17 protein-coding genes and 3 pseudogenes are annotated in these 24,650 nt (G+C 42.0%); 6 read left to right on the top strand and 14 right to left on the bottom strand.

Features of this window, described 5'->3' with window-relative positions:
* A pseudogene (locus tag ABUE30_RS18140) lies at positions 1 to 185 on the top strand (IS110 family transposase); the annotation flags it as partial.
* A 22-nt stretch (positions 186 to 207) separates the two neighbouring features.
* On the opposite strand, the gene ABUE30_RS18135 reads toward ABUE30_RS18140, so the two are convergent.
* The 4 genes and pseudogenes from ABUE30_RS18135 to ABUE30_RS18120 form a co-directional block, all read right to left on the bottom strand.
* Positions 208 to 672, bottom strand: coding sequence for a GNAT family N-acetyltransferase (locus tag ABUE30_RS18135; RefSeq protein ID WP_408625252.1), 465 nt, complete (start codon positions 670 to 672; stop codon positions 208 to 210).
* A 150-nt stretch (positions 673 to 822) separates the two neighbouring features.
* The gene (locus tag ABUE30_RS18130) at positions 823 to 1,791 is read right to left on the bottom strand and encodes a bacteriophage abortive infection AbiH family protein (RefSeq protein WP_408625251.1); all 969 of its coding nucleotides are present in this window, start codon (positions 1,789 to 1,791) and stop codon (positions 823 to 825) included.
* 39 nt (positions 1,792 to 1,830) lie between these two features.
* Positions 1,831 to 2,184, bottom strand: a complete 354-nt coding sequence (locus tag ABUE30_RS18125) for a DHCW motif cupin fold protein (RefSeq protein WP_408625250.1) — start codon at positions 2,182 to 2,184, stop codon at positions 1,831 to 1,833.
* Between the two features lie 1,292 nt (positions 2,185 to 3,476).
* Positions 3,477 to 3,581 (bottom strand): annotated as a pseudogene (locus ABUE30_RS18120) (alcohol dehydrogenase); the annotation flags it as partial.
* Between the two features lie 361 nt (positions 3,582 to 3,942).
* Between ABUE30_RS18120 and asrA the strand changes: the two are divergent.
* Genes asrA through cobA form a run of 4 tightly spaced genes read left to right on the top strand, consistent with a single transcriptional unit; the run spans position 3,943 to position 7,587 of the window.
* Positions 3,943 to 4,989 (top strand): anaerobic sulfite reductase subunit AsrA, encoded by a 1,047-nt coding sequence (gene asrA / locus ABUE30_RS18115; RefSeq protein ID WP_408625249.1) that lies wholly within the window; start codon positions 3,943 to 3,945, stop codon positions 4,987 to 4,989.
* Positions 4,989 to 5,807: an anaerobic sulfite reductase subunit AsrB gene (asrB, locus tag ABUE30_RS18110; RefSeq protein WP_408625256.1), complete on the top strand. Its 819-nt coding sequence runs from the start codon at positions 4,989 to 4,991 to the stop codon at positions 5,805 to 5,807. Before asrA ends, asrB begins: the two co-directional genes overlap by 1 nt.
* Before the next feature lie 11 nt (positions 5,808 to 5,818).
* Positions 5,819 to 6,838, top strand: a complete 1,020-nt coding sequence (asrC, locus tag ABUE30_RS18105) for a sulfite reductase subunit C (protein WP_408625248.1) — start codon at positions 5,819 to 5,821, stop codon at positions 6,836 to 6,838.
* The gene (cobA, locus tag ABUE30_RS18100; protein WP_408625247.1) at positions 6,838 to 7,587 is read left to right on the top strand and encodes a uroporphyrinogen-III C-methyltransferase; all 750 of its coding nucleotides are present in this window, start codon (positions 6,838 to 6,840) and stop codon (positions 7,585 to 7,587) included. Before asrC ends, cobA begins: the two co-directional genes overlap by 1 nt.
* Before the next feature lie 793 nt (positions 7,588 to 8,380).
* On the opposite strand, the gene ABUE30_RS18095 is transcribed toward cobA, so the two are convergent.
* The 5 genes from ABUE30_RS18095 to ABUE30_RS18075 form a co-directional block, all read right to left on the bottom strand.
* Entirely contained in the window at positions 8,381 to 8,695 is a 315-nt protein-coding gene (locus ABUE30_RS18095; protein WP_408625246.1) for a PTS lactose/cellobiose transporter subunit IIA, read from the bottom strand.
* 129 nt (positions 8,696 to 8,824) lie between these two features.
* Positions 8,825 to 9,997 carry a mandelate racemase/muconate lactonizing enzyme family protein gene (locus tag ABUE30_RS18090; RefSeq protein WP_408625245.1) on the bottom strand — a complete coding sequence of 391 codons (1,173 nt, stop codon included), beginning with the start codon at positions 9,995 to 9,997 and terminating at the stop codon, positions 8,825 to 8,827.
* 12 nt (positions 9,998 to 10,009) lie between these two features.
* On the bottom strand, positions 10,010 to 10,315 hold the full coding sequence (locus ABUE30_RS18085) for a PTS sugar transporter subunit IIB (RefSeq protein WP_408625244.1): 306 nt from the start codon (positions 10,313 to 10,315) through the stop codon (positions 10,010 to 10,012).
* 64 nt (positions 10,316 to 10,379) lie between these two features.
* Positions 10,380 to 11,723: a PTS cellobiose transporter subunit IIC gene (gene celB, locus ABUE30_RS18080; RefSeq protein WP_408625243.1), complete on the bottom strand. Its 1,344-nt coding sequence runs from the start codon at positions 11,721 to 11,723 to the stop codon at positions 10,380 to 10,382.
* Positions 11,724 to 11,990: 267 nt separating this feature from the next.
* Positions 11,991 to 13,313 (bottom strand): 6-phospho-beta-glucosidase, encoded by a 1,323-nt coding sequence (locus ABUE30_RS18075; RefSeq protein ID WP_408625242.1) that lies wholly within the window; start codon positions 13,311 to 13,313, stop codon positions 11,991 to 11,993.
* Positions 13,314 to 13,422: 109 nt separating this feature from the next.
* On the opposite strand from ABUE30_RS18075, the gene ABUE30_RS18070 reads away from it, so the two are divergent.
* Entirely contained in the window at positions 13,423 to 14,325 is a 903-nt protein-coding gene (locus tag ABUE30_RS18070) for a LysR substrate-binding domain-containing protein (protein ID WP_408625241.1), read from the top strand.
* Between the two features lie 125 nt (positions 14,326 to 14,450).
* Here ABUE30_RS18070 and ABUE30_RS18065 read toward each other — a convergent pair.
* The 5 genes and pseudogenes from ABUE30_RS18065 to ABUE30_RS18045 all read right to left on the bottom strand — a co-directional run.
* Positions 14,451 to 14,619 (bottom strand): annotated as a pseudogene (locus ABUE30_RS18065) (IS481 family transposase); the annotation flags it as partial.
* A gap of 296 nt (positions 14,620 to 14,915) precedes the next feature.
* On the bottom strand, positions 14,916 to 15,869 hold the full coding sequence (locus ABUE30_RS18060) for a GGDEF domain-containing response regulator (protein WP_408625240.1): 954 nt from the start codon (positions 15,867 to 15,869) through the stop codon (positions 14,916 to 14,918).
* Positions 15,870 to 15,873: 4 nt separating this feature from the next.
* On the bottom strand, positions 15,874 to 20,646 hold the full coding sequence (locus ABUE30_RS18055) for a CHASE domain-containing protein (RefSeq protein WP_408625239.1): 4,773 nt from the start codon (positions 20,644 to 20,646) through the stop codon (positions 15,874 to 15,876).
* A 35-nt stretch (positions 20,647 to 20,681) separates the two neighbouring features.
* Positions 20,682 to 22,763, bottom strand: coding sequence for a two-component system response regulator (locus ABUE30_RS18050; RefSeq protein ID WP_408625238.1), 2,082 nt, complete (start codon positions 22,761 to 22,763; stop codon positions 20,682 to 20,684).
* 535 nt (positions 22,764 to 23,298) lie between these two features.
* Positions 23,299 to 24,609: an MATE family efflux transporter gene (locus ABUE30_RS18045; protein WP_408625237.1), complete on the bottom strand. Its 1,311-nt coding sequence runs from the start codon at positions 24,607 to 24,609 to the stop codon at positions 23,299 to 23,301.
* Positions 24,610 to 24,650: the final 41 nt, after the last annotated feature.

Raw genomic sequence — 24,650 nt, 5'->3', positions numbered from 1 at the left:
TGTACATGGCCATGATGTCTGCGATGCAATGTAACCCTGTTTTTAAAGAGATGTATCAACGACTTTTAGCCGCAGGAAAACCTAAAAAAGTAGCGATCATTGCTTGCGTCAGAAAGATGGTCGTCATCCTAAATTCTATGCTCAGAGATGGCTGCATGTGGGATGCAAACAGCGCCAAAAATTAACTCTTGACGCCATAGTCTCTTGTTAGATAATTTTTTCCATGACAAAATTCGTCAGTTTTTCATCTTGAACTTCAATGCTCTGTTCATTGACCACTTTGAAGCCAAAGTGCTCATAGAATGTACGAGCGGTAAGGCTCACTTGTGAATAAAAGCGCGATACTCCATTGGAAATTCCAATTGCAAGGATATGCTCCATCAATGCTCGTCCCACACCAAAACCTTGATATTCTGAATGGCAGAAGAAATGATCAATATAGCCATCACTCTGTAAGTCAGCAAACCCAACGACTTTGCCATTCAATTCGGCGATAAAAGGATTCATGTCATTTATACGTTTCTGCCATAATTTCATATCGAAATGATCCGGAGCCCATGCTTTTGTTTGAGCAAGAGTATAGTCTCGAACATTAATATTGCGGATCGTATTGAATTTAAGCTCCCATGTAATAGCGGCATCTTTAGTTTCGTAATTTCTAATTTTAATCATAACTTCCAGTGATTAGCTAACGCCTAGCTCACCTGCAACCTTTGCGGAGAGCATTTTGTGTATAATGGAGCTACGCGACATACACAAAATGAGCGTAGCAAAGGTTGTCAGCGTGCAGCTAATTGTTATGCATTTTTAAATACTCGCAACTTACGTTAATTGATGCATTTTAAGTAATTGGGTTAGGCTTTCTTTAATTCCTAACTTTTCTAGCACCACCTTATGTCCTTCTTTTTCTTCTTCTGAATAATAAGTTACATACCATTTTGTATCAGTATTTACAGAATTAAATAACTTCACAAAGTATGGTTCATCGACTTCAGATAGTGAGTGACCTAAAACATAAATTTCATTAATATTGTTTAGATGACTAAAAAAAGATTCATTTCCTGAAATGATAGTTTGAGTATCTTTATGTGACTTATAAAAATAAGTTAACATTTCATCTTTCCCCATCTCAAAAGAATGATCAAAATTATCAGACATCATATCTGACCATCTCTCATATTCTTCATCACTAAGTCCTTCTGGAGGTCTAATCTCTTCTTCTTCAAAGCTTTCAGGCTCAATAGCGTGACCAAGTATCAATTCATTGCTATAAGATGCCTGATTATGGATATACAAAATATTATCATTTTCAATTTCATAAACTGTTTCGAGAGTGTCTGTATAATTGAAGTTTAAAAATAGGCTATTTATATCTAAAGGAAGCGTTTCGCTTTCGTTTACTTTAGAAAGATCGACACCCAGAATAAACTCTTTAAAGGCTGAGAACAGTTCAACTGTTAACTCATCAACTACTCTTTCTATTTCTATCTGAAAAGATCCCCAATCTCTATCTCTGAAATCTGGTGAACTAGGGGAAGCGATATAATCAGAGTATTCTTCTAGTATTGATTCGTGATCTATATATGCCAATGCAGCCTCAAATTCTGACCAAAGATAACTGCTCGGAGTTTGTTCATGCCCATTTTCTATACTTGGTAGTCCATAGTAACAAACCATGCTTTCATAAAGGTTAGGGTTGTTTTTTTGTAAAAAGACACCGAATGATAGGTAGCTTGTTGCTAAGCCATGATAAAGATCAAATCCGTTTCCTATAACATATAACTTATTCATAAAATAATGTAATTGTTTCCTTTATTGCATAACATTTTTTTAGGCATTTGATTGTAAAAATGCACCGTCAATTATCATTAATTTAACACCATTTTCGGTGATAGAACGATGAGAGCTAAGGTCGTCTGAAACAATGTATGACATGCCCTCACTCAAAATTGATTTAGTACCATCTTTTAACTCGTTTACCACTTCACCTTCCAAGCAATAAACTATGTGCCCTTTTTCACACCAATGATCTGCTTTATAGTTTTTAGAATACTCAACAATTCGAACTCTCAAACCTTCGAATTGTATTGTCTGCCAATAAGCAATTCCTGTTTCGCCCTTGTGCTCTGTTCGAGGAACACCTTTCCACTCTATTGTTTGAAAGGGAATACTTGGATTTTCCATGATGACTCCAATTTAGAGAATGCCTAACGCCCGGCTAAGGGGTTGACAACGCACCACCGAACTTAAAAAAAACACTGTAAACACTGAACTTCAATTTTGCACTAAAACCGCCAAGCGTTGGCAATCCCTCTTGAGCCGTTTGTTATGCAAATTCAATAAGATAAACCAACTTTACTCGATCAAAAGCCACAATTGCAATGGTTGAGTAATTCAAGAACCAACCGAAGCCAGAGCCGTGATAAATAAGCCGCCAAAACAAAGTCCACCTTTCAGCAACAAACCAAGCTTTTGAATGAGACAAACTCAACAAGCAAGACTTTCAGCAAGTGCAAAATGCTCGATAAACTTACCCTTTCCACACTTTACGCACGCTGAATTGGCAACGAACCAGCGCTAAAACTGATTGAGGCAAACAAAGAACTTTGCCTGTTTTACGGCTTGAGTTCACAATGAATTTGAAGGTAAAAATGCTCATTTGCCGACAACACAAAACGAATGGCCGGAAAAATCCCAAAAGATTGAGCCCCTAAATTTACCTGAGTTGCATAACATTTTTATATGAAGCATGCTCAAATCCTACCCTTTTGGGGGCAAAGTGAGCAAGATGTTTTTACCTGACTATCATACAGTTAAGTCTTGTTTGGCAAAATATACCCTCGCGATAAATGCGCATGCGCATTTTCTCTCTTTGCGTTGCGCATTATCCAACCTCACATTTAGACTAATATATTGATTTCTATTTATTTTTATAATGATGTTTATAACAAAGTGTGCATCAGTTGGGGTGGATCTGCGCTCGCGATGGCACATATACAAATAATACTGTCTATCCATACAGAAATCAGAGCATTCACAATCGCCATCGCGAAATGGCTATAAAGGTAGATATCGCCGATCAGTGATCTGAGCCTGTCGTAAGCTCAGATATCATTTAAACGATCGATGCCGCTATCACTAGTCTATTCATGAGTGCTATATCTGGTGAGGTGACAAATAAGCTTGACGACAAGCTAATTAGGTTGAACCACGCTACCGCCCCCCGATGTAGTCAATTGGGTTGCGCCGGTTACGAAGATACATTGAGATGTGTATCTGCGAATATTTCACCATACTGATTTACTCATTACCACACAATCGCCTAAAAGAGTTAATCCGCCTGTTTATATGATTTAACTCTGATATTTGCATTATTTTTTCAACCTATTATTGCAGATGAATGATGTTGGTGCGTCTTTAGAAAGGCAGTAGTAGGCGAGCATCGCTTATGTCAGCATCAGGTAGAATAAGGGAGGGCCAATAGCAATCTTGTGATAAGAAATAGTATGGGTAAACGCTGGGTTAGTCGGTGCAGGAATGCGATCTTGAATGCAGATAATGTGTCCATTGGCTCTGAATAGGAGCCTGTAATTTAAATTGTGTATCTGCTTATAATTAAGCCAGTCATGGCTAAGGATAAGCAATATGGATAAGAAAGCTTTAGAAGCCTTCGCTTGCGAAGCCTCATTCGTTACCAACGCACGATAGAACGCTCTTTCATCGGTTGAGAGGTTAAGAGGCTAAGAGGTTAAGAGGATCATTTCAACCACGCTCCTGAATCAGGGTGATGGTTTTGCTCATGGTATTTAAGATGACTTTAATTTCACTACTATTTGTATGGGTATATCTAAAAAATTGATACTGATTATAATCATAATTAGTTATATCGATAATTGAAGAAAGCGTAGGGTGGTCAATAACTATTTTATATGAGTATTGATCATGGCTATTCAAATAAATCCTGATGAATTCACTCAGGTATTAACCCAATTACTCCCTGATTGGCGTATTTATGCCCCTAAAGCTGAATACCGCGGCGGACGTTTCGCTGATACGGACAATATTGTGTATCAGCCTGTCAGTTCTTGGCAGGAAATTGTCTGGCAGGAAAAATCTCATATGTCACCCAATACGGTGATTACCCCCATCACCGAAACCCTCTTTCACTTTGATCGCGAGACGATTCAAATCGCTGATGTCGACACCCGTCCGATGTTGATTTTTGCCCGAGCCTGCGATATTAACGCGATGTCCCGTTTGGATGCGATGTACCTGCACAATGGGCCTCAGGCTGATTATAGCTATCGGAGAATCCGGCAGAATATTCACTTTATCTTGATGGAATGCGAACAGTCTTTTGAAAACTGCTTTTGTGTTTCAATGGGGACTAACCGCACCGATGACTATGCCGCTGCCGTGCTCTTTAGTCGCGAGGGTGCTCGCATCACCATCAACGATGAAGCGTTGGTTCCGTTTTTTAAAGACATCGGCCGCCCATGCGACTATTCCCCCACATTTATCACGCAAAATAAAGAACGGGTCACCCTACCGGAACAGGTTTGCGATGATCCTCAAAAAATACGCGATATTCTTAAAAATCATCCTTTATGGGCTGAGTATGATCGGCGTTGTATCAGCTGTGGTCGCTGCACGACTGGTTGCCCGACCTGTACCTGTTATAGCATTTTTGATGTTCCGTATGCCGAAAATCCAAAACGGGGCGAACGGCGCCGCCAGTGGTCCAGTTGTATGGTTCCCAGATTTGCCGATATCGCTGGGGGGCATGGTTTTCGCAAAAAAGCTGGCGAACGACTGCGCTACCGCGCACTGCATAAGGTCAATGATTTTAAAGATCGCTTTGGCATCGAACAGATGTGTGTCGGCTGTGGTCGCTGTGATGACCGCTGCCCGCAATACATTAAATTCTCTAATATTATTAATAAGATGACTGAATCGGTTCAACAGGCTTTAGCCGAGGAGAAATTGTGATGAACCCTGTCTGTCAGTGTCACCCGAGTGACCATGATCTAATGCCCGCCCCTTATTCGATTTTGGCCATCGAAAAACATACCGCGCAGGAGTGGACGTTTCGGATCAAAACAGATCTACCCGCTAAATTGGGTCAGTTTGTCGAAGTCTCTTTGCCTTTAGTCGGGGAAGCGCCCATTTCAGTTTCTGACTACGGCGATGGATGGATGGATTTACTGATCCGTCATGTTGGCAAAGTCACCAGTGCTTTGTTTGAAAAACAGGTCGGAGAGCACGTTTGGCTTCGTGGAAGCTATGGCAATGGTTACCCAATAGACACGTTTCGCCATCAGAAACTCTTGATCGTGGCTGGCGGAACTGGGGTAGCTCCGATCAAAGGCCTGCTCCGCTATTTTAGTGAACACCCTGAAGAGATTGAGCAGTTAGATATTATTCTCGGCTATAAAAACTTCGAAAGTGTGCTGTACAAGCAGGACATGCAGTTGTGGGATTACGTCCACCATTTAATTGTCACGCTGGATGAAGGCCAAGCCGATGAACATTACCGCATCGGGCGGGTTACCGAACATCTGCAACATCTGAATATCAGTGATATGGATGCCACCAAGGTGATTGTGGTTGGGCCGCCGGTGATGATCAAATTCGTTGTGCAGATGTTGCAAGATAAAGGAGTTAAAGCCGAACAGATCTGGGTGGACTATGAACGACGTATGGCTTGCTCGACCGGAAAATGCGGCCATTGCCGGATGGGAAATGTCTATGTTTGTGTGGATGGGCCTGTATTCAATTATGCCCAAGCCCAGTGCTTCATCGATTAAGGAGAGCAGTAATGAGTGTTGATATTGACATTATTAAAGCGCGCGCCCAGAACGAATATCGTTTATCGAAAGTTCGTGGTGAAGCGATGATCAGCGTTCGTATCCCTGGGGGAATTCTGCCTGCACATCTTCTTTCGGTGGCACAGCATATTGCCCAAACTTACGGAAATGGTCTGATTCATCTAACCACTCGTCAGAAACTGGCTATGCCCGGAATTCACTACGAAGATATGGATAAAGTGAACGCCGAATTAGAGCCGTTTTTACACGATATTGAGATGGAGCTTTGCGATGTCGAGGTTGCCGATCCGAAAGCTGGCTATCAGGCCATTGGGGGACGTAATATCGTCGCGTGTCAGGGAAACCAAATTTGTCAAAAAGGCAATACCGATACAACGGGTATGGCCAGACGGCTGGAAAAACTGATCTATCCAAGCCCATATCATCTGAAAGTGGTCTTAGCTGGATGTCCTAACGATTGCGCGAAAGCGACAATGACCGATCTTGGCATTATCGGGGTCGCTAAAATCCAGTTTAATGAACAGCGCTGCATCGGTTGCGGTGCCTGCGTGCAAAGCTGCCAGCATCATGCAGTTGGGTGTCTGGCGCTTAAAAATGGCAAAGTAGTTAAAGAAAATGGTGCTTGTATCGGCTGTGGTGAATGTGTCCTAGCTTGTCCAACGTTGGCCTGGCAACGGCAACCGCAGCAGCTTTACCAAGTAAGGCTGGGTGGGCGAACTAGTAAGAAAACACCACGAGTCGGTAAAATATTTCTGAATTGGGTCACCGAAGAGGTAATCACTCAGGTCATCCCCAACATCTTTGCTTTTGAAAAAGAGATGCTTGGAGGGAAACCGATCTATCTGCACATGGGGCATTTGATCGATACTGGCGGATATCTGCGTTTTAAAGAGCGGGTGTTACAGGACATCACACTCAATTCAGGCGCGTTTGTTGCGCAGCGTATGTACTGGGCTGAGGATGAGTATGTTGGAAATACCCATGTTCAACCTGCCAACAGGGGGGCGTGATGACGAATCTTGCACCGAAGCCCTTATTTGCCCCGGGAGATGTTGCGTTGGTTGGTGCCGGTCCTGGGGATCCCGAATTACTAACGCTCAAAGCCGTGCGCTATCTGCAACAGGCGGATGTTGTTTTCTATGACAGATTGGTATCAGTCGAAGTGATGGCACTAGTGCCACAACATATCCGTCAGGTTTTTGTGGGAAAAAAATCCGGAATGCATTGCATCGCCCAATCCGCCATTATTGCCCTGCTGACGGAACAGGCGAAAGCTCAAAAACGGGTCGTTCGTCTCAAAGGCGGCGATCCATTTGTTTTCGGGCGAGGCGGAGAAGAGATGGAAGCGTTACAACATGCTGGGATCTCGGTACATGTTGTTCCCGGGATCACCGCTGCGCTGGGGTGTGCCGCGACTGCAGGGATCCCATTAACACACCGGAACTTCGCTCAGCGGGTGATGCTGATCACTGGCCACTCGCAACCCAATGGACCGCTCAACTGGCAGGGACTGGTTCATGAACAGCAGACGCTAGTGTTTTACATGGGGATTGCTCAGGCTGCACATATCCGCCAACAGTTACTCAATGAAGGCATGGCCGACACAACCCCGATCGCTTTTATCGAGCATGGTACTCGGAGCGATCAACGCGTACTCAAAGGCCGACTCAACGAGCTGCCTGAAATAGCAAAAACCGTACAAAGCCCAGCACTATTGATTATCGGACAAGTCGCTGCCTTTCATTCTGAGCGGATATAGCAAGATAAACCATCTTATGAGCTAATTCATCGCTTGGAAATATGGTTCTCTTTTTGATTACTTTTAGAATAACACCGTTGAGCGATTCGCATGAGTTGTGTCATCGTTTTAAAGATATTTTCTGAGAATTAAGCAATGTATTGAGGTTTTGCCAGTGATGACGCAACGATTGGGTAATTTGAAGGGGTGCTCGTTTCAGATCTCACCGATGCGGCTTCATTCAAGCAGACTTTCTCTTTGGTTGCTGAGCGATAAATACGCTTTCGAGTCGTCATCACGGTTTATTATACGTATTGTATCTCAGCGCGTGCGCACCATAGCACAATTCACAGGATAGATGTCTGCGGGAAGAGCGTGCGTCATATCAGGGAAACCTTTTAGGCCATCAGCACAGACAATTAGGATGTTTTCTATGTCACCCAGCTGAACTTTGCCTTTGCATTTTCAACCATCATCATATCTAACCCAAAGTGTTGGGTATCTCGGATGGGCGGACCGGTTCTTTAGATATGTTGGGGCAGTTCACTCGTTTCTTGTGCCTATCGTGACCGGTGGAGGGGTAGTGTAGATAGCGTTGAGTTACCTTACTTTGATGAAGGGGATGTAAATAATGCGATGTATGGGACTGACCATGCCATCTGTTTGAAACCTCTCCTGTTACCTAGCTGAGTTTAGTGGCAAATTTAATCGACAATTTGAGCGGGTGACTGTGTTGGACGGGTTTATTCGGGCGGCGGTTAATGCACCGCCCATGCCAGACTACATACTCAAATTGGTTGTGATTCAGTGGTAATCAAGAATTTCGTTGAAGCGAGCGATGAATATCGATAAGTTCTTCAATTAATTCGCGAGCCAACATGGCTGTCATAATGTGATCTTGAGCATGCACCATTATTAGATTCACTGGTACTTTCCCACAACCTTCGTCCATACCTATCAATTCAGTTTGTATTCCATGGGCTCTTTGAGTGGCTTTAGTTGATTGTTCTAACAAAGCATCTACTTCATTCCACTCACCTTTTTTAGCGCTAGCAAGAGCACTCATTGCGAGATTTTTCGACTCTCCAGCATTAATGATAAGTTCCATTATAGTTGCTTCTAAATCCATACTTACCTCCATAACAACATTTTGAAAATTGACCTAAAAAATTTAATACATAAAATACTGTAATATAAATTATAGATAACGCATCGTATTAAAAATATAGGCTATATTAATTTAAAAGTAAGTTTGTAGTTAATTAACTGTAATTATATTGCACTTGTTCATAATGCCCTCTGGAATGTTTTGCCCAATTCCAGGCCCTTCTGGAACATCAATATAACCATTGATAGGTTGTATATCATGTTCGCCTAAATTTCTAGTGAAATCACTTAAATTACCTATATGGTGTTCATGTATACAAAAATTAGGAATGACTGCCTCTATTTGTAAGGCTGCTGCGTTGGATATAGGGCCACCACAAACATGCGGTTGAACTAAAACATCATATATTCTAGCCATATCGCATATTTTTTTAGCTTCAGATATACCACCACAAGTTGCTATATCTGGTTGAATTACATCTAATGAGCGATTTTCTAGGAATGGTTTAAAACCATATCGGGTATAAATTCTTTCACCCGCTGCTAAAGGAATATCTATCTTATTTTTCAACTCTTTAAATAGTTGAGGGTTAAGAGAACCACAAGGTTCTTCCATATAGTAAATGTTCAAATCATTAACTAAGCGACTAATTTGAAGTGCAGAATTAACATCTGTTTTAGCATGTAGCTCTAATATGATGTCAACGTCATCCCCAACAGACTCGCGAATTGCTACTAATCTATCTCTGCATAAATTTAATTTTTTTTGTGTTAAAAATCCATCATTTCTACGATTTTTATTACCATTTTCGTCTCTTTGTAATGGATCAACTTTAATAGCAGTATAACCTTCGTCGACAGCTTTTTTAGCAGCAATAGCTAATTTTTCAATCCCATCTAATGGTGTTTCTGTTTTGTCCCAACCGAACTGAATTTGACTTGCATATGCCCTGATTTTATCTCGAGTTTTTCCGCCTAATAATTCATAAACAGGAACATTTAACGCTTTGCCTTTTATATCCCATAGAGCAATGTCTATTGCACTCATAGCTGAAAATATAACTGTGCCACCACCTTGCCCCCAAAAAGTATCTCTATACAATTGGTCCCAAATTTTCTCGATGGTAAATGGATCTTGCCCAATAATTAGTTTTGAAAAATCTCTAAGTTGCCCAATTGCACCTTGTTTAGCTTTGCCGTATGCAACCCCAGCTTCACCAAAACCACTTATTCCACTATCAGTATTAATTTTAATGAAAATGGGCTCATTCGGCGACGATGGTTCAAAGTCAGCACAAAATATTTCTATATCAGTAATTTTCATATGAAATTTCCTTTATTTTGATATTTTTATGGCAAAATCTAAAACTTTTTTACCATTCATAGACCCATAGTCCATCATATTTATAACATCACAAGGAATGTTAACTTCATCACATATTTTTTTTATCTCTGGCAACTTATACTTAATTTGTGGCCCTAATAAAACTAAGGTGGTCCCATCTAAGTTAGATTTCAATTGATCTGCTGAAACTGCTTTTATTTCGCACTCTAAATTTATATCTTCAGCTGCTTTTTTCATTTTTGATACTAACATGCTGGTTGACATTCCAGCCATGCAACAAAGAACTATCTTTTTCATTTCATTTCACCTATATAAGCTAATGGTCTAAAGCTATTATTTATTTTTTTAAAAATTAAGTTTGTTAAGCTGTAATTTCATTTCCTTCTTTAACTTTATTCTCTTCTGTAACTTTTTGACGATCAAAAATTTTAAAGAATGGATAATAAATCGCTCCGATAATTGCTAAGTTAAACATAGTTAATGCAACCGCTAAAAAACTGCCATTTGTTGCTAAAAATCCGTATATCCCAATTGGTGTTGTCCAAGGTAATGTTACGCCTGTCAATCTAGGTACAAGATCTGTTGCCATAGCAAAATATGTGGTTGTTGTAGCAACAAGAGGAGCAATAATAAATGGAATTAATAACAATGGATTTAACACAATTGGTACACCAAATATAACTGGTTCATTAATATTAAAAATCCCAGGAATAATTGACAATTTACCAATTTCTTTTAAATGTTGTGATTTAGCTAAAAATGCCATAAAGAAAACTAACACTAGCGTTGAACCGGCTCCTCCCATTTTTGTTGAAAAATAAAAGAAGTCAAATGTCACGACATTAGGTATATGTTTGCCTGCTTCAAAAGCCACTCGGTTTTGATCCATAAGAGTAAGCCAAATAGGCATCATAACAGCTTGAACAATTGTAGAACCATGTAACCCTACAGCCCAGAGCAAACTGATAAATAGGGTTGTTAGCATGGCTCCCCAGTATGAACCACCAGCATGCAATAAAGGTTTTGATACAAATGTTTGAATTAAATTATGTAAATTTCCCCAAGGGGTTTGTTCGATTCCTACTCTTAACAATAATGAAAATAGTATGATAAAAAGAATTGGGATTAATGCAGTAAATGATTTTGCCACCGCTGGTGGGACACTATCAGGCATTTTTATTACTATGTTTTTTCTTATGAAGAATTTCATTATTTCTACTGAAATTACAGCCATAATAATAGCAACGAACATCCCTTTTGCACCCATATAGTCAAGGTTGATCCCTTTGACATCGACCGTTTTATCTAACCCTTTGATAAAAAATGGTATTTTATATGGGGACATAATCATAAGTGCAGCTACTGATGCCATAGAGGAAGTTATGGCATCAAGAGAATATTTTTCAGCTAAACGATAAGACACACCAATACATACAAAGAGCCCTAATAACCCGAAGGTTGCATCTACAGGGTATGATAATGCCTGTTTCCAGCCACTACCAAAAATAGAAGCCATAAAATTGAAATAACCTGGTATAGGAATATTTCCTATAATTAAAAATATCGATCCAATAATGATGAGCGGCATCGACATTATTAAGCCATCTCTTATTGCTTGTAAATGCCGTTGATTTGCAACTTTTGCTGCATATGGAACAAAGTATATATCCAAAAATGCAGTTAACTTATCCATGCTACTCGTCATAGCTTATTTCCTTATTAAAGGTGGTCGTTGTTTTATTTTATGTTATCGGGATTGTATATATATTTCTTTGATGAATATCTCATAAAGAATAAATTCATTTTAAAATATATCGATAATAAAAACTTTAAAAGTTCCATCAACAGAAAAAGGTGATATAAATATCACCAATTATTTTATAGATATAAAAATATTTTCATGTGTATATTACACAATAAAATTTAACTGTGCTATTAACTATAAAAATAGTCAGTAGATAACATGGGTTTGTTATTTAAACATCCATTTAAACTGAGGCATAAAATCTAAGTTTTCTTTGACGGTTTCTTTCAATGCTTCATCTAATATGGTGCCGGTGTTAACAATTGGATTCAAAATTAGTCCACGTTTTGCCACAACAAGATCACCCGTAACCGCAGCTTCAACTGTTAATGATTCAAATTCTTTCATCAATTGAATAAGGCGCAATGTGTCGGTTGGGAATGGTTCGACATTTAGAGGAAGCGGGCCACTTTTGGTAATAATAGAGCTAACTTCAACGGCACAGTCATCAGGTAATCCACTAATTGCGCCATTATTACGCGTGTTGACGTGCATAATAGTTCGCTTATCGTTGTGGATTGAAGCCATTAACTCACACGCTGCTTCTGAATAATATTGACCACCGCGTTTTTCTAATTCCTTCGGTTTTTCTGCTAAGTCTGGGTTTTTATAGATATCAAACAGGTTTTTTTCCATCGCTTTGACCACTTCACCACGAGTCCCTTCACCATCGGCTTCATGTTGTTCCTGCCGCATAATGTCATCGCTGGTATAGTAGTAACGCAAATACGCACATGGGATCATTCCCATATTCTGTAACAAATCTTTTGGCCAATCGAATGGAGGAATGTTTGATGGGACTAAAGGATCATTACCTTTAAGAATTTCGTTGATAACTAAATCGAGTTTATCTTTACCTTCATGTAAGATATGACGAGCCCAAATTAAATGATTTAATCCTGCCACCTGCATGATGAAATCATCTTCTTTAGCATTCAGTATTTTTGCAATACCCTTTTGCATAATAACGGGTACATTACATAAACCAACCGCTTTTACATTTGTGTGTTTGAGAATGGCTTCTGTCACAATACCCGATGGATTGGTGAAATTAAGTAACCATGCATCTGGGCATAATTCTTCCATATCTCGACAAATTTCCAATACAATTGGAATGGTTCGACACGCATTAGCAAAACCGCCTAAACCATTTGTTTCTTGCCCGATCATGCCATATTTCAAAGAAATACGTTCATCTCGAATACGCGCTTCTAAGCAACCTGCTCGAAACTGTGAACAAACAAAATCCGCCTTATCCAGAGCAGGGCGTCTATCAAGCGTGACTCTAACATCAATGTTTAATCCTGCTTTCTCGACCATCCGCCTTGTTAAGTTAGCAATAATGTTCACTTTTTCTAGGCCATCTTCAATATCTACTAACCAGAGTTCACCAATTGGCAGCTCATTTTTGCGTTTTAAGAGGCCTTCTATCAACTCTGGCGTGTAACTCGAGCCTCCGCCGATGACCGCAATTTTTAACTGTTTTTCCATTTCAATTCCCTCATTTGGATAAGCTGTGTTAATTTCACACTGAAATATGGGGGGGAACAAACCAAATGTTTCCTTTTATCTATTAGCCAAATTAATACATGGGCGCATTATGGACAATAAACAAAGCTTACTTGCTCAACTGTATACTTTTAGTGTGGTTGCTAAATTTCTGAGTTTTACCCTTGCAGCAGAAGAGTTGTGCCTAACGCAGGGCGCCGTTAGCCAAAGGATCAAAAAGCTGGAAGAAGAGCTAGGGTTTAAACTGTTTGTCCGTTTAACACGCAAGCTAGCATTAACAAAGGAAGGGCGGCGAATTTTGACCACTCTTACTGACTCACTCGACAGTGTGTTCTCAGAAATTGAAGATATTCGTTTTAACGAACTGCGCGGGGAATTATACATCGGTATTGCCCCTACTTTTGCCCACTTATGGTTAGTTCCTCGTCTTGCTAATTTCCAAACGATCTATCCATATCTTGATGTGAAAATTCGAGTCAAAGCCAGTAAGTTAGATTTTCAGAATCAACCTGTCGATCTCGCTATTTACTACGGAGATAACACCCACTCGGATTTTTATCATTATCGATTATTTGATGAATACTTATTACCTGTCTGCACCCCTGAATACGCTGAGCGTTTTGAGTTGTTAAAAGATGATACTAGGTTACATGAGACATGTTTTTTGCATTGTACCGAGTCGTTGGAGTTTCTTTCTCCTCAGACGGAATGGCTACAATGGCTAAAAGAGACTGGACGTGATACTAGTGTGTTGAAATACAAATATGTCTTTAACCATGAAGAATTGACGATGGTCGCGGCAAGACAATCAATAGGGATTGCTATGGGCCGTTATCAGTTGATTAAGCCCTATCTAGACAGTGGCGAGTTAGTCGCTCCATTTGAGCGTATCCCATCAGGATTAGGCTACGATCTAATTTGTCCGAAAGGGCATGAAACTCGTCCTAGATTTAGCGCTTTTTCTCAGTGGATTAAGCATAACCTTAAGACCTAACAGCATTCGGTTTGTCTAAACCGTACTCGCGTAGGTTTGATCGGACAGTCCCCTCATTTTGAACTGATCTATGTCAGTTTGAGCGGGGTTGAATTCTTTTCTGTCCAAAGCGTTTTGTTATCAAGTCATATTTCCTGTGGGGGCCTTCCACAACACATTTTGCCCTGATGAGTTGGGTCATTAGTGTTATAACCATCCTTTCGTCCAGATCTTTTGTAGAGCCGCTAAGTGAGCGTAGCGTGTCTTACGAAATGTCACCTGATAAAACTCATTCAACATCGTTTTATGGAATTGTAATGATCCAATAGAATGGGGGATTGATTAAGCCACGCTTTTCATCTGAATATATTGTTCGTGTGCAGTCAGGTCATATAGTCCGATGTGTCCGTCGTTTGTCATTGTAAAATGCAATGTCACTTTCATACGCTGATATCACCGTCTGGTGGTTGATAAACTTAAGCGCATCTCAGTATTCGAACTTCAATGTTCTAAATAACCTCCAGCGACTCATCTGTGTGACGCGGCAATGGGTCAGAAACATCGAATACCGTGTTGTGTTCGCTTGTCGCTATAAAAATTAAATTCACACTTCATTCGTTCGTCGTTAGTGTCGTTTCAAACATCTCATAGCGATGGCAGTTTCGTCCATTTTGTTTGGATTCTTCGAGTGCATGCTCAGCGACTTTGACAAGTGCCCACCAGTTATCAAAGTCGCTATCTGCTTGCGGATGGCTCAGAGTACTGTAGCCAATGGATAGCGTGACAAATTGCCTAGTTGCATTGGGTGCATGGGTAATTTTGAGCTGTTCGGCGCTGTTAAGCAGCGCTTGGAGCAGCTTCTCTGCGTCTTTTGCAGGGGTGTTCGGCAAAATAAGTGCAAACGTTGCCCCGCCATAGCGCGTGAGTCGATCCTCTGGTCGCTGGATACACTCCGCCAAGGCCGAAGCTATTCTTTTGATGCACTCATCTCCCTTGAGTGGTCCAAATTGATCGTTGTATTTCTTAAATTCATCGATGTCGATCACCGCGACCGTTAACGATTCTTGTCGTTGGCGGGCTTGCTTGAATTCAACTTGTAAGCGCTCAATAAAATCGCTTCGGTTAGCGAGGCCGGTCATCTTGTCTGTATGAACAAGCTCATCGAGTAACTGCTCGGCATGCTGATGCGCTAAATGCGTTTGTGTGCGAGCTAGAACGACTCTCGGGTGGAGTGGTTTAGTGATATAGTCACAGGCGCCGGCATTGAATACTTTCTCCTCAAAGCCATCTTCTGTGTGACTGGTGATGAAAATTACCGGGATGTCTGCCGTATCGGGATCCGCTTTTAACTGTGGGCATAACACCAAACCGTTCATATCTGGCAGTTCGACATCGAGTAATATTAAGTTTGGGCAATGTTCTTGGATTAACAAAAGCGCCTGTTTTGCATCGGATGCAAACCGGATCCGGCCAATTTTAGATAGTGCTTTATGTAAGGCCATAATTACTGCGCTGTCGTCATCAATAATCAAAATGTCAGGGCGCCCTGCATTGCTTGTTAGCATCTGTTTATCGCTCTCCAATCGTCTTTTTAAGAGGCTCCAGTAATGTGATGGCCTGCTGGTAGTTAAGCTTCATCAAGCAATCTTGGAGTTGATTAAAATCATCATCGCCTAGCGCTTCTCTAAATTCTGCACTATGTTTTTCTACTTCTTCCGGTGCATTTAAATCTTGCTCGGTGAGTAACTTCAAAATTTGCTGGAGAGTCTCAGCTTTAAGAGGCGTTGTATTTTGGCCCACTGTCGTTGCGACATGCTTCTCTTGTTGCCAAGTTGCTAACACTTCTTGGCTGGCTTGCTCTAATTCGTTGAGCGAGAGAGCAAGTTGGCTCAACAATTCCTTGGTGGGTGTATTTGGTGTTCGCAAGGCTTGTTCAGTTTGTGATGCAAGTTGTTGCATATTCTTAGCCCCAACCATTCCGGCATTACTTCGCAGTTTATGCACTTGAGCGGCGAGGCTTAGTCGCAAAGCTTCTGATTCAGGTGCATCGATATTCGACGTTGGCAGCTCTGCGAGGTTGGCGTGTTCTTGTAACAAGCCCTCTAATGTTCTTAGAAATAGCTCTTTATCGCCAAGCAACAGATTTTTAGCTTGAGTGTTATTTAGCCCTGTAATCGTTGGCCAGTTGTCGTTTGCAGTATCGACGGCATTGTCCGCATCTGCTGGGTCGATAGCCTCTAATGGGATCTCTTTGCCTCGGTATGCTTCATAAGAGGTTCGCAGCACATTAATGAGTTGTGACGCATTGATAGGTTTGGTGAGAAAATAGTTCATGCCAGAATCGAGGGCGCGTTTTTTCTCTTCTAACAGAGCGCCAGCGGTCAGCGCAATAATGGGTAACTCGGTTAAACCCAGTGAGTGACGAATCAGGCGGGTTGTTTCAAGACCGTCCATTCCAGGCATTTGTACATCCATCAAGACCGCATCATAGTCAGCAGCTCCCTCTTTGAGCCGTTCAAGCGCTTCTTGGCCGCTCGTGGCCGCATCGGTTATGGCCCCATTTCGCTCTAAAATGCTGCAAACTACTTCGAGGTTGATCGAGCTGTCGTCTACCACCAGCAAATTCATGTTTGGCAACCATTTTGCTAAGATCGTCTCGGTATTGGTGGATTGGAGAACCCGTTTGGAGTTACCGGTATGCTCGGTGACCACATCATTCACAGCGTTAAATAGTGCAGAGGAATCGACCGGTTTGTTTAAAAATTTGCTCACATAACACTCCGAGTCGAGTGGGACAATCGTTTCACGTTCGTAGGCGGAAATCATTAATACGGCGGGTAAATGTTCACGTCCAATTTGAGACGCCAGCAAATTTAGAGCATCTAAACCATCCATGATCGGCATCTGCCAATCGACCAGCAGAGCGTCCGGCGGACGTAAGTTATTCTCTTTGCGATGAGTGACTGTTTGAACGAGTTCTGCGCCATTATTGACGATTTGCGAGCGCCAACCTAGAGCGCGAGTCATTTTTTGCATTCGGCTTGCATCCGCAGGGTTATCTTCGGCAATCAGTACGAACAGGGTAAGGTTTTGATTTTCTTGCTCGGCAATGTCGTCAAGTGTTGGAACTTTAAGGGGTAAGTTGACCCAGAAGGTACTGCCTGCCCCCTCAGCACTCTCCATGCCCAGCGAACCCCCCATCAGATCAACTAATTTTCGAACGATCGATAAGCCCAGCCCCGTGCCACCAAAACGGCGCGTTGTGCTGGTATCGGCTTGCATAAATGGTTGAAATAATTGTTTTTGTGATTTGATCGGAATACCAATCCCGGTGTCTTTCACCTTGAAACGTATACCGATATGATTGTCGGATAACGGTTGTTCATGGGGTTGTAATTCAGCGCCGATCGAAATTTCCCCTGAATGGGTAAATTTAAGCGCATTACTGAGCAAATTCACCAAGATCTGACGCAGCCTGACACTGTCAGAGATCACCCAAGAAGGCAGATTAGGATCTATATTAAGATGAAATTCTAAATTTTTTGCCTCTGCTTGTATGTCGAAAATGCCAGCGACCTCTTCAATGAGCTCTTTTAACTCGACAGGTTTTTCTTCAAGGGCCATTTCGTTTGCTTCGATTTTCGACAAATCCAATACGTCATTAATAATGCCAAGCAAGGATTTTCCAGAAATCTGAATTTTGTCGACTAACTGATGTTGCCCCTCTGTCAATGGTTCTTTGTCGAGTAAATAGGTTAAACCAATCACAGCATTGAGTGGCGTGCGTATTTCGTGACTGGTGTTGGCCAAAAATACGCTTTTAGATTCAGTGGCTTGCTCTGCTTCTCGCAATGCACTACGTAGTTGATTTTCCATCGCTAGTCGGGTGCTGATATCGCGCACAGAAGCATAGACCAGTAATTGTTCATCGAGTCTTACGGCATTTAAGTTGATTTCAACAGGGAACTGATTGCCATCAACATTTAATCCAAAAAGCTCTTTGTTAGACCCTAATAATCGTGACTGAGGCTGCTGCATGTACGCTTTAACATGGTCTTTATGCGCTTGTCGGAAGCGGCCAGGTAGTAGCTTGTGGATCGGTTGGCCTTCAAGGTCACTGCGATCATAGCCAAACATGTGCTCAGCTTGTTTATTGACGATTTGAATGGTGCCTGCTTCATCAGTAATCAAGGTTGCATCGGGGGATGTCTCTAATAAGACTTTGAAACGTACCATATCTTTGGTGCGCTGAGCTTCTAATTGACTATGCCAAATCTCCCTCTGCCGTTTTATTGCCGTCAACCAAGCCCAATATTGGATCGTAATACTGACCACAACCAACATCAGTAGAAGTAAAATCACCATCCCAATCTGCAAGCCAATTTTTTTGATCACTGAGAATAGCGATCTCACACTATAAATTTGCAGCGCGCTCTTAGGTGAATGCTCTCTGAGTAAAAAGTGACCTTGCTTAACCAAAACATCCCCTTGTTGACTTTGAAAATGATTCAAATTGAACAAGCTTAAGTTTGGCCATAAAGCCGCAGGCGTAAATTCATCTTTCCAGCGATAGGAATGGCCATGTTCAAATGTAAATGTTTTTAATGGATTAGGGTGAAGCAAAAAATCACCATTACTATTGGTCACATAAAGCGTGTTTTCTTGCGGAATATTGTCTGAAAGTGTGGTTAAAAGACGGTCTGCACTGACATTGATAATAATGATCCCAAAGGGGCTTCCATTAGCATGAAATAGGGGCGTGGAAAACCGCCAGACAGGTTGGTCTGGGTTCGCTACTTTGCCAAATTCACGGTTAAGATTCATATCAGATACATATACTTTCCCTGTTTTCACTTGAAGAGTTTTAGCAATGTAAGGTTCGTTTCCTTTCGGCTGAAGTAATTCTTTTGGGAGCACCTCAAGTGACTCGCCCATCCGTTGTACTTTGACTGCCTCTTGCCACCCGTGGTTGGCTTCAATCAAGCGCACTTGATAAACATCCGGATTAGAGAGCATGTATGCCCTAAAGATGTCCGCTAAGCGCTTATCCCATTTTTGCGATGACAAGCGCCTCTGTGCATGATTGGCTGCGTGCTGATGCATCAGTGCTGTAATAGGGGACGAGTTCGTCAGAAAAAGGACATCACGGCGGTACTTAATTGCTTCTCGGTTGAGGCTCGAAAGAGTCTTCTCCTCTGCCTTCAAAAGATCGTTACTCACATTTTTAAAATTGTTTTTTACAATAAACCAGCTTGAGACTAAGAGAATTAGAAGGATGATTAAAGAGCCATATGGCCATGTCCGATTAAATTGAGAACTTTGAAAAAAAGTAAGGATGCTCTGAAAACCTATAGGATAAACGTCATCATTTTGAGCGTCAGTCAATGGATTTGGTTGTAATGCATTAATGGCTAACAAACTACCCAAGGTGAGCGTTAAACCCAAGACAATCACCCAGCCGATATCCCATGACTTGACGCGTTTGACTGCATCGACTGTAGGGATAATGATCATTTTCCAATGTTGGCCTAACACAAAAATATCGCGAATGACCTTTTCGGTGACTAAATCCGAGGCATCTGTATTTGAGGAACGGTAAAAGGGCTGAGACTCGGTCAAGTTGCTCAGACTCAACAAGGCTTGCTTGGTAATCGAACCTATATTGGCTAATACATCATCAATAATGACTGGTGCGTATGACCAGCCTAACACCGCCTTTTCTCTCGCCTCTGATGTATTTAACTGTACGCCCTTGGGGTAAATAGGCAGCAGTACCAGCGCTCCTCGATGTGATTGATTGTGATCCTGAACCAGTGAGATAGGTGCTGTGATGTATGCCTTATCATTCCTAGCGGCCAATATGGCAACTGTGCGGCGATTTTTCTCTGAGGCAATATCGAACCCCATCGCTTGTCTATTTCTTTTAAGCGGGTAGATATATTGGATGATAAATCTATCACCATGATGCGGCGTGAGTGTTCGGATGGTGAAATTCGGCGCACCATCGGTTCTTGCCTGCGCCAGAAACCGAGCCTCTTGGGCAACAGGAACGCGCCTTATAAAACCAAACCCCATGACACCGGGAAATTCATGCGGTATATCACGACTATTGATGTAGTCTTCGAATTGTTGGCGAGTGATTTTATCGACGCCCACGGTGACGATTGCACCACGTGTTCCTTTCAAAGCATGTTCAACGTGTTGAAAGCGCTCTTCTATCAGACTTTCTGCATTGTTGGCGAGCGTATTTGTGTATACATTCAACTCATATTCGTTTTGATAATTGAGAATCCATGCAACCGCAGCGGTCATTAAAAGACCAGCTAGTAAAGGAAACCACATGGTGGTGTCCCGAAGTTTTGCTAGCCTTCGAACATTCATATTGGGTACCTGCTCTTTATTTCATGAGCAGGAACAGGCCGAGAAAAGTAATAACCTTGGAGAAAAGAAACATCGAGCTCTTTGAGCCGCTGTGCTTGGAGTATTGATTCAACCCCTTCGGCCACTGATTTTAGCCCTATACTGTTTGCGAGTGTCGCAATGGTCTTCACGAGTATTTCATCCGGCTGCTCAATACTGAGCTGAGCGACAAACGACTTGTCTATTTTTAATACATCGACTGGCAAATCTTTGAGATAACTCAGGCAGGAAAACCCGGTGCCAAAGTCATCAATAGAGATGGATATTCCCAGTTCTCGAAGTTGCGCCATATCATGAGTCACTTGCTCTAAGTTTTGCAGCATCATGCTTTCTGTCACCTCAAGTTCAATCATTTTTGGATACACATTGTATTGATCAATGGTTTTCAGTAAGAAGGGCACAAAATGCGGGTCAAGAAATTGTATCGGTGAGACATTGATGCACATTCGAAGCTTTAATCCGCTAATGTTCCACTGCTGTAATTGAGCAAGAGCCAGCTGAATAACCCGCTCACCAAGCGGAATGATTAAGCGTGTTTCTTCAGCAAGCGCAATAAACTCGATGGGAGGGATAAGATCTCCATCTTCTCCTTGAATACGCACAAGCGCTTCTACTGCTTCTAATTGACCCGAGCTTGCGTTCACGATTGGTTGAAATAACACAACAATATTTTGATCGGTAATGGCACTTTTTAACTGAATGTAACGCTGTCGTCGTAATATAAAACTCGACTCCATATCTTCGGAGTAAAAACACAGTCCTTCATGGGTGACATCGTTTTTGGCTTTGTGTAAGGCGGCATCGGCATGAAACATCAATGATTGTGCATCCACTGAATCATCAGGATATATGCTTAATCCTATGCTGACAGAGAAGTTATCAATCTCGAAATGCTGTAGTGTCAGCATCATCACATTTTCTTTAATTATAACCGCCAAATTGGCTAAATCGCTGGGACGTTCAAGATCTGGAACCAACACGATGAATTCATCCGCATTGTGCCGGCTTAATGTCTCGTCATGCTGTAACTGAGATTTAATGTATTGAGCAATATTTTTCAGTAACACATCACCGAATTCAAAACCAAACTCTTCGTTTATTAGCTTGAAACGGTTTATATCAAGTAAGATTAAGCCGAGCTTGGAGCTGTTCTTTTTGCTGCGGTCCATCTCAAATGTCAGTCGTTCCATCAGCAAAAAACGATTAGGAAGGTTAGTCAACTGATCGTATTGAAGGGAACGAGACATCTTAAGCGCCATTGCATTAGACTCATTGATATCATCAAACACAATGACTGCGCCGATCACCTGATTTGTTTCCGAAATAAGAGGAGAGGCACTGTCTTCGACGGCGATCCAATGACCATTTCGTTGCATCATCTGACAGTTGATCGCCATACCAACAACCCGATTTTCTTCAATACAAATCCGTATGGGGTTGATATGTGGTGGGCCATTATCGCCAATTCGCAATGGCATGACATCTTCAATCTCCCGCCCCTCAGCTTCATTTAATGGCACCCCTGTCATTAATTCTGCCGCGGGATTCATATAGTTGACACGGCATGTTCGATCGGTCGTAATAACCGCATCGCCGATGGATTCTAAAGTGACTTTAGCATGTCGATATATGTCTAATAATTCACGCTCCCTCTTGCGTAACATAAGATGTGTTCGCACGCGGGCCGCAACAACATCGGGCTGCAGCGGCTTAACGATAAAATCAACGGCTCCTTCTTTTAAGCAGCGTAATTGATCTTCAATTGTGTCATGTGATGTAATAAAAATAACAGGTATATGGCATGTTAAGTCATTGCCTTTTAGCTGAGCCAAGACCTTGTGGCCGTTGAGACCAGGCATCTCTATATCCAGCAAGATGACATCAGGTAATATTTTTATTGCCTTGTTTAATGCAGCTAATCCATCTTGCTCAAAGAAGACCTGACCCACTTCGTTAAGAACTTTGTTTAATAACGTTATTTGGTTAACGTCATCATCAACCAACAAGATGCGAGGTAATATGTTATTGACTGAAAACATACACTTCCCTAGTTTACTCAGTGTCGTAAGTATCTTTTTGTTCTCATTTTAAAAAACTTGTTCTCGCTCGCTTTCACCACTTGGCATCGATTTTGTGTAATTGATATTACACTGACTCTAATTTTTAAAATAGACCAAAGAATTATAAAATCAAATACAGTCTATTCATTTTGTTTTTGTTGGGGTAATGTCCCTGAAAAAACTACGGGTTATAAGTAAATTTTATCGTAATCTGTAAGTGAACGATTCTAAATGAAAAATTAGAATTGAGTGACCGCTAGTTAGTCGCTATTTTCAAACACGCTGATGCGCAGCTCTCTGTTTTTGAGCTTTGCCGAAAATAAGGTAGAAGCTGCGCGACATGCTATAAGTAGCGTTTTAAATGGCGTGGAATAGCTACTTCTTAATGGGGCGCTTGAAAAAATATGAAGCTGTTTTCGCCAGTTAATACTGACTTCATCGGTTGTGATGCGGTCAGTATTATTAATAAGGTATGTGTACAAGCCAAAGCTATCTGTTTGGGTTTAGTTGCACTTTACCCATTATATTGATATTGCAGAGATTTGATGGTTCTTAAGTACACGCTATACGCTGCTATCCCGGCAAGTAGGTTGCCGGCAAACGCGCCCCAAAACGCGCCATGCACGCCACCTATATGCGCGCCGAGCCATAGGCTCGGTAGATAAAATACAAATAGCCGTAAGATTGAAATTAGTAGCGCAATATACGATCGGCCTAAGGCATTGGACACCGAGACCATCAGCATGCAAGTGCCAAGCAGGCCAAAGCCAAAGGGCACAATCGACAGATAGTGGTGCAAAAAACTGTTCACTTGCGCCCCATTGGTCATTATATTGGCTAAATGGGGCGCGATCAGGTAGGTGATACAGGCTATCCCCAGTTGAAAGATAATGACAAATATGACGGCGCAGTTGACGACATGGCGGATATCCGCCATTTTACGCTCGCCCAGTAAGCGTGAAACCAGTGGTGGCAGTGACATGGTCAGCGCTAAAATTGCGACAATTGAGAACAGCTCAAAGCGTGCGCCTAACGCCCAAGCTGCAATCGCCGCCGTGCCATATGAAGCCAATAGCTTGGTTGCTAACATGGCTGATAATGACGGCATCAACTGGCTGAGCATGGCTGGCCCCATGATATGAAAAATATCCAGCAAGCTGCGTTTGATTTTAAGATCGGACCAATCAAATAACACCCAATGTTGGGCAATCAGCTTGGGCGCGATCAGCAAGATGCCCGAAGTGAAAGCGATGATGGTGGCTATGGCTGCACCATTGATCCCTAAATGAAACACAAAGATAAACAAAGGGTCGAGCGCTAAGTTCAATAAGCTGGTTAACACCATCACCAGCCCTGGTAATTTAGTGTTGCCATTGGCGCGGCAGACACTATATAAAAAATAGATGCAGGCACTGAGCCAGACACTGGCTAGCCACCAAATCCAGTAACTATCGACGATAAGTTTCACCGAACTATTGGCGCCCAGCAGGGACAGAATTGGCCCACGGAGTAAATACAATACCAGCGCAAACACCGCCATAGCGATGCTGCCAAGGCCAATAATTAGCCCCCCCAACTGTTTGGCGTAACGAGCTTGCTTTGCCCCGAGGGCCTTGGCGATCACCGCAGTGGTGGCGATACCCAATCCCACCTGCAGGCCAATCATCACCATTTGCACCGGCATGGTAAACCCTTGCACCGCTAATGGGATCACCCCAAGCTGGCCGATAAAGGCACTGTCAATCAACTGAAAACTCATTAGCGAGAGCACGCCAAAGATCATTGGCCAGGTCATTTGGTAAAGTTGTTTCGCTAAGTGCGACATGCTGTGATTTTCTCAGTTTGGTTAGCGTGACCGACCTCGCA

This window comes from Celerinatantimonas yamalensis (assembly GCF_046054155.1).
In the GTDB taxonomy this organism is placed as follows: Bacteria; Pseudomonadota; Gammaproteobacteria; order Enterobacterales; family Celerinatantimonadaceae; genus Celerinatantimonas; species Celerinatantimonas yamalensis.
Note: the sequence above shows the minus strand (reverse complement) of the source record. Positions and strands in the feature narration are given on the sequence as shown.

Excerpts from the sequence above, each read along its gene's own strand:
- ABUE30_RS18135 (WP_408625252.1), bottom strand. The coding sequence starts at position 672 with ATGATTAAAATTAGAAATTACGAAACTAAAGATGCCGCTATTACATGG.
- ABUE30_RS18130 (WP_408625251.1), bottom strand. The coding sequence starts at position 1,791 with ATGAATAAGTTATATGTTATAGGAAACGGATTTGATCTTTATCATGGC.
- ABUE30_RS18125 (WP_408625250.1), bottom strand. The coding sequence starts at position 2,184 with ATGGAAAATCCAAGTATTCCCTTTCAAACAATAGAGTGGAAAGGTGTT.
- asrA (WP_408625249.1), top strand. The coding sequence starts at position 3,943 with ATGGCTATTCAAATAAATCCTGATGAATTCACTCAGGTATTAACCCAA.
- asrB (WP_408625256.1), top strand. The coding sequence starts at position 4,989 with ATGAACCCTGTCTGTCAGTGTCACCCGAGTGACCATGATCTAATGCCC.
- asrC (WP_408625248.1), top strand. The coding sequence starts at position 5,819 with ATGAGTGTTGATATTGACATTATTAAAGCGCGCGCCCAGAACGAATAT.
- cobA (WP_408625247.1), top strand. The coding sequence starts at position 6,838 with ATGACGAATCTTGCACCGAAGCCCTTATTTGCCCCGGGAGATGTTGCG.
- ABUE30_RS18095 (WP_408625246.1), bottom strand. The coding sequence starts at position 8,695 with ATGGATTTAGAAGCAACTATAATGGAACTTATCATTAATGCTGGAGAG.
- ABUE30_RS18090 (WP_408625245.1), bottom strand. The coding sequence starts at position 9,997 with ATGAAAATTACTGATATAGAAATATTTTGTGCTGACTTTGAACCATCG.
- ABUE30_RS18085 (WP_408625244.1), bottom strand. The coding sequence starts at position 10,315 with ATGAAAAAGATAGTTCTTTGTTGCATGGCTGGAATGTCAACCAGCATG.
- celB (WP_408625243.1), bottom strand. The coding sequence starts at position 11,723 with ATGACGAGTAGCATGGATAAGTTAACTGCATTTTTGGATATATACTTT.
- ABUE30_RS18075 (WP_408625242.1), bottom strand. The coding sequence starts at position 13,313 with ATGGAAAAACAGTTAAAAATTGCGGTCATCGGCGGAGGCTCGAGTTAC.
- ABUE30_RS18070 (WP_408625241.1), top strand. The coding sequence starts at position 13,423 with ATGGACAATAAACAAAGCTTACTTGCTCAACTGTATACTTTTAGTGTG.
- ABUE30_RS18060 (WP_408625240.1), bottom strand. The coding sequence starts at position 15,869 with ATGCTAACAAGCAATGCAGGGCGCCCTGACATTTTGATTATTGATGAC.
- ABUE30_RS18055 (WP_408625239.1), bottom strand. The coding sequence starts at position 20,646 with ATGTGGTTTCCTTTACTAGCTGGTCTTTTAATGACCGCTGCGGTTGCA.
- ABUE30_RS18050 (WP_408625238.1), bottom strand. The coding sequence starts at position 22,763 with ATGTTTTCAGTCAATAACATATTACCTCGCATCTTGTTGGTTGATGAT.
- ABUE30_RS18045 (WP_408625237.1), bottom strand. The coding sequence starts at position 24,609 with ATGTCGCACTTAGCGAAACAACTTTACCAAATGACCTGGCCAATGATC.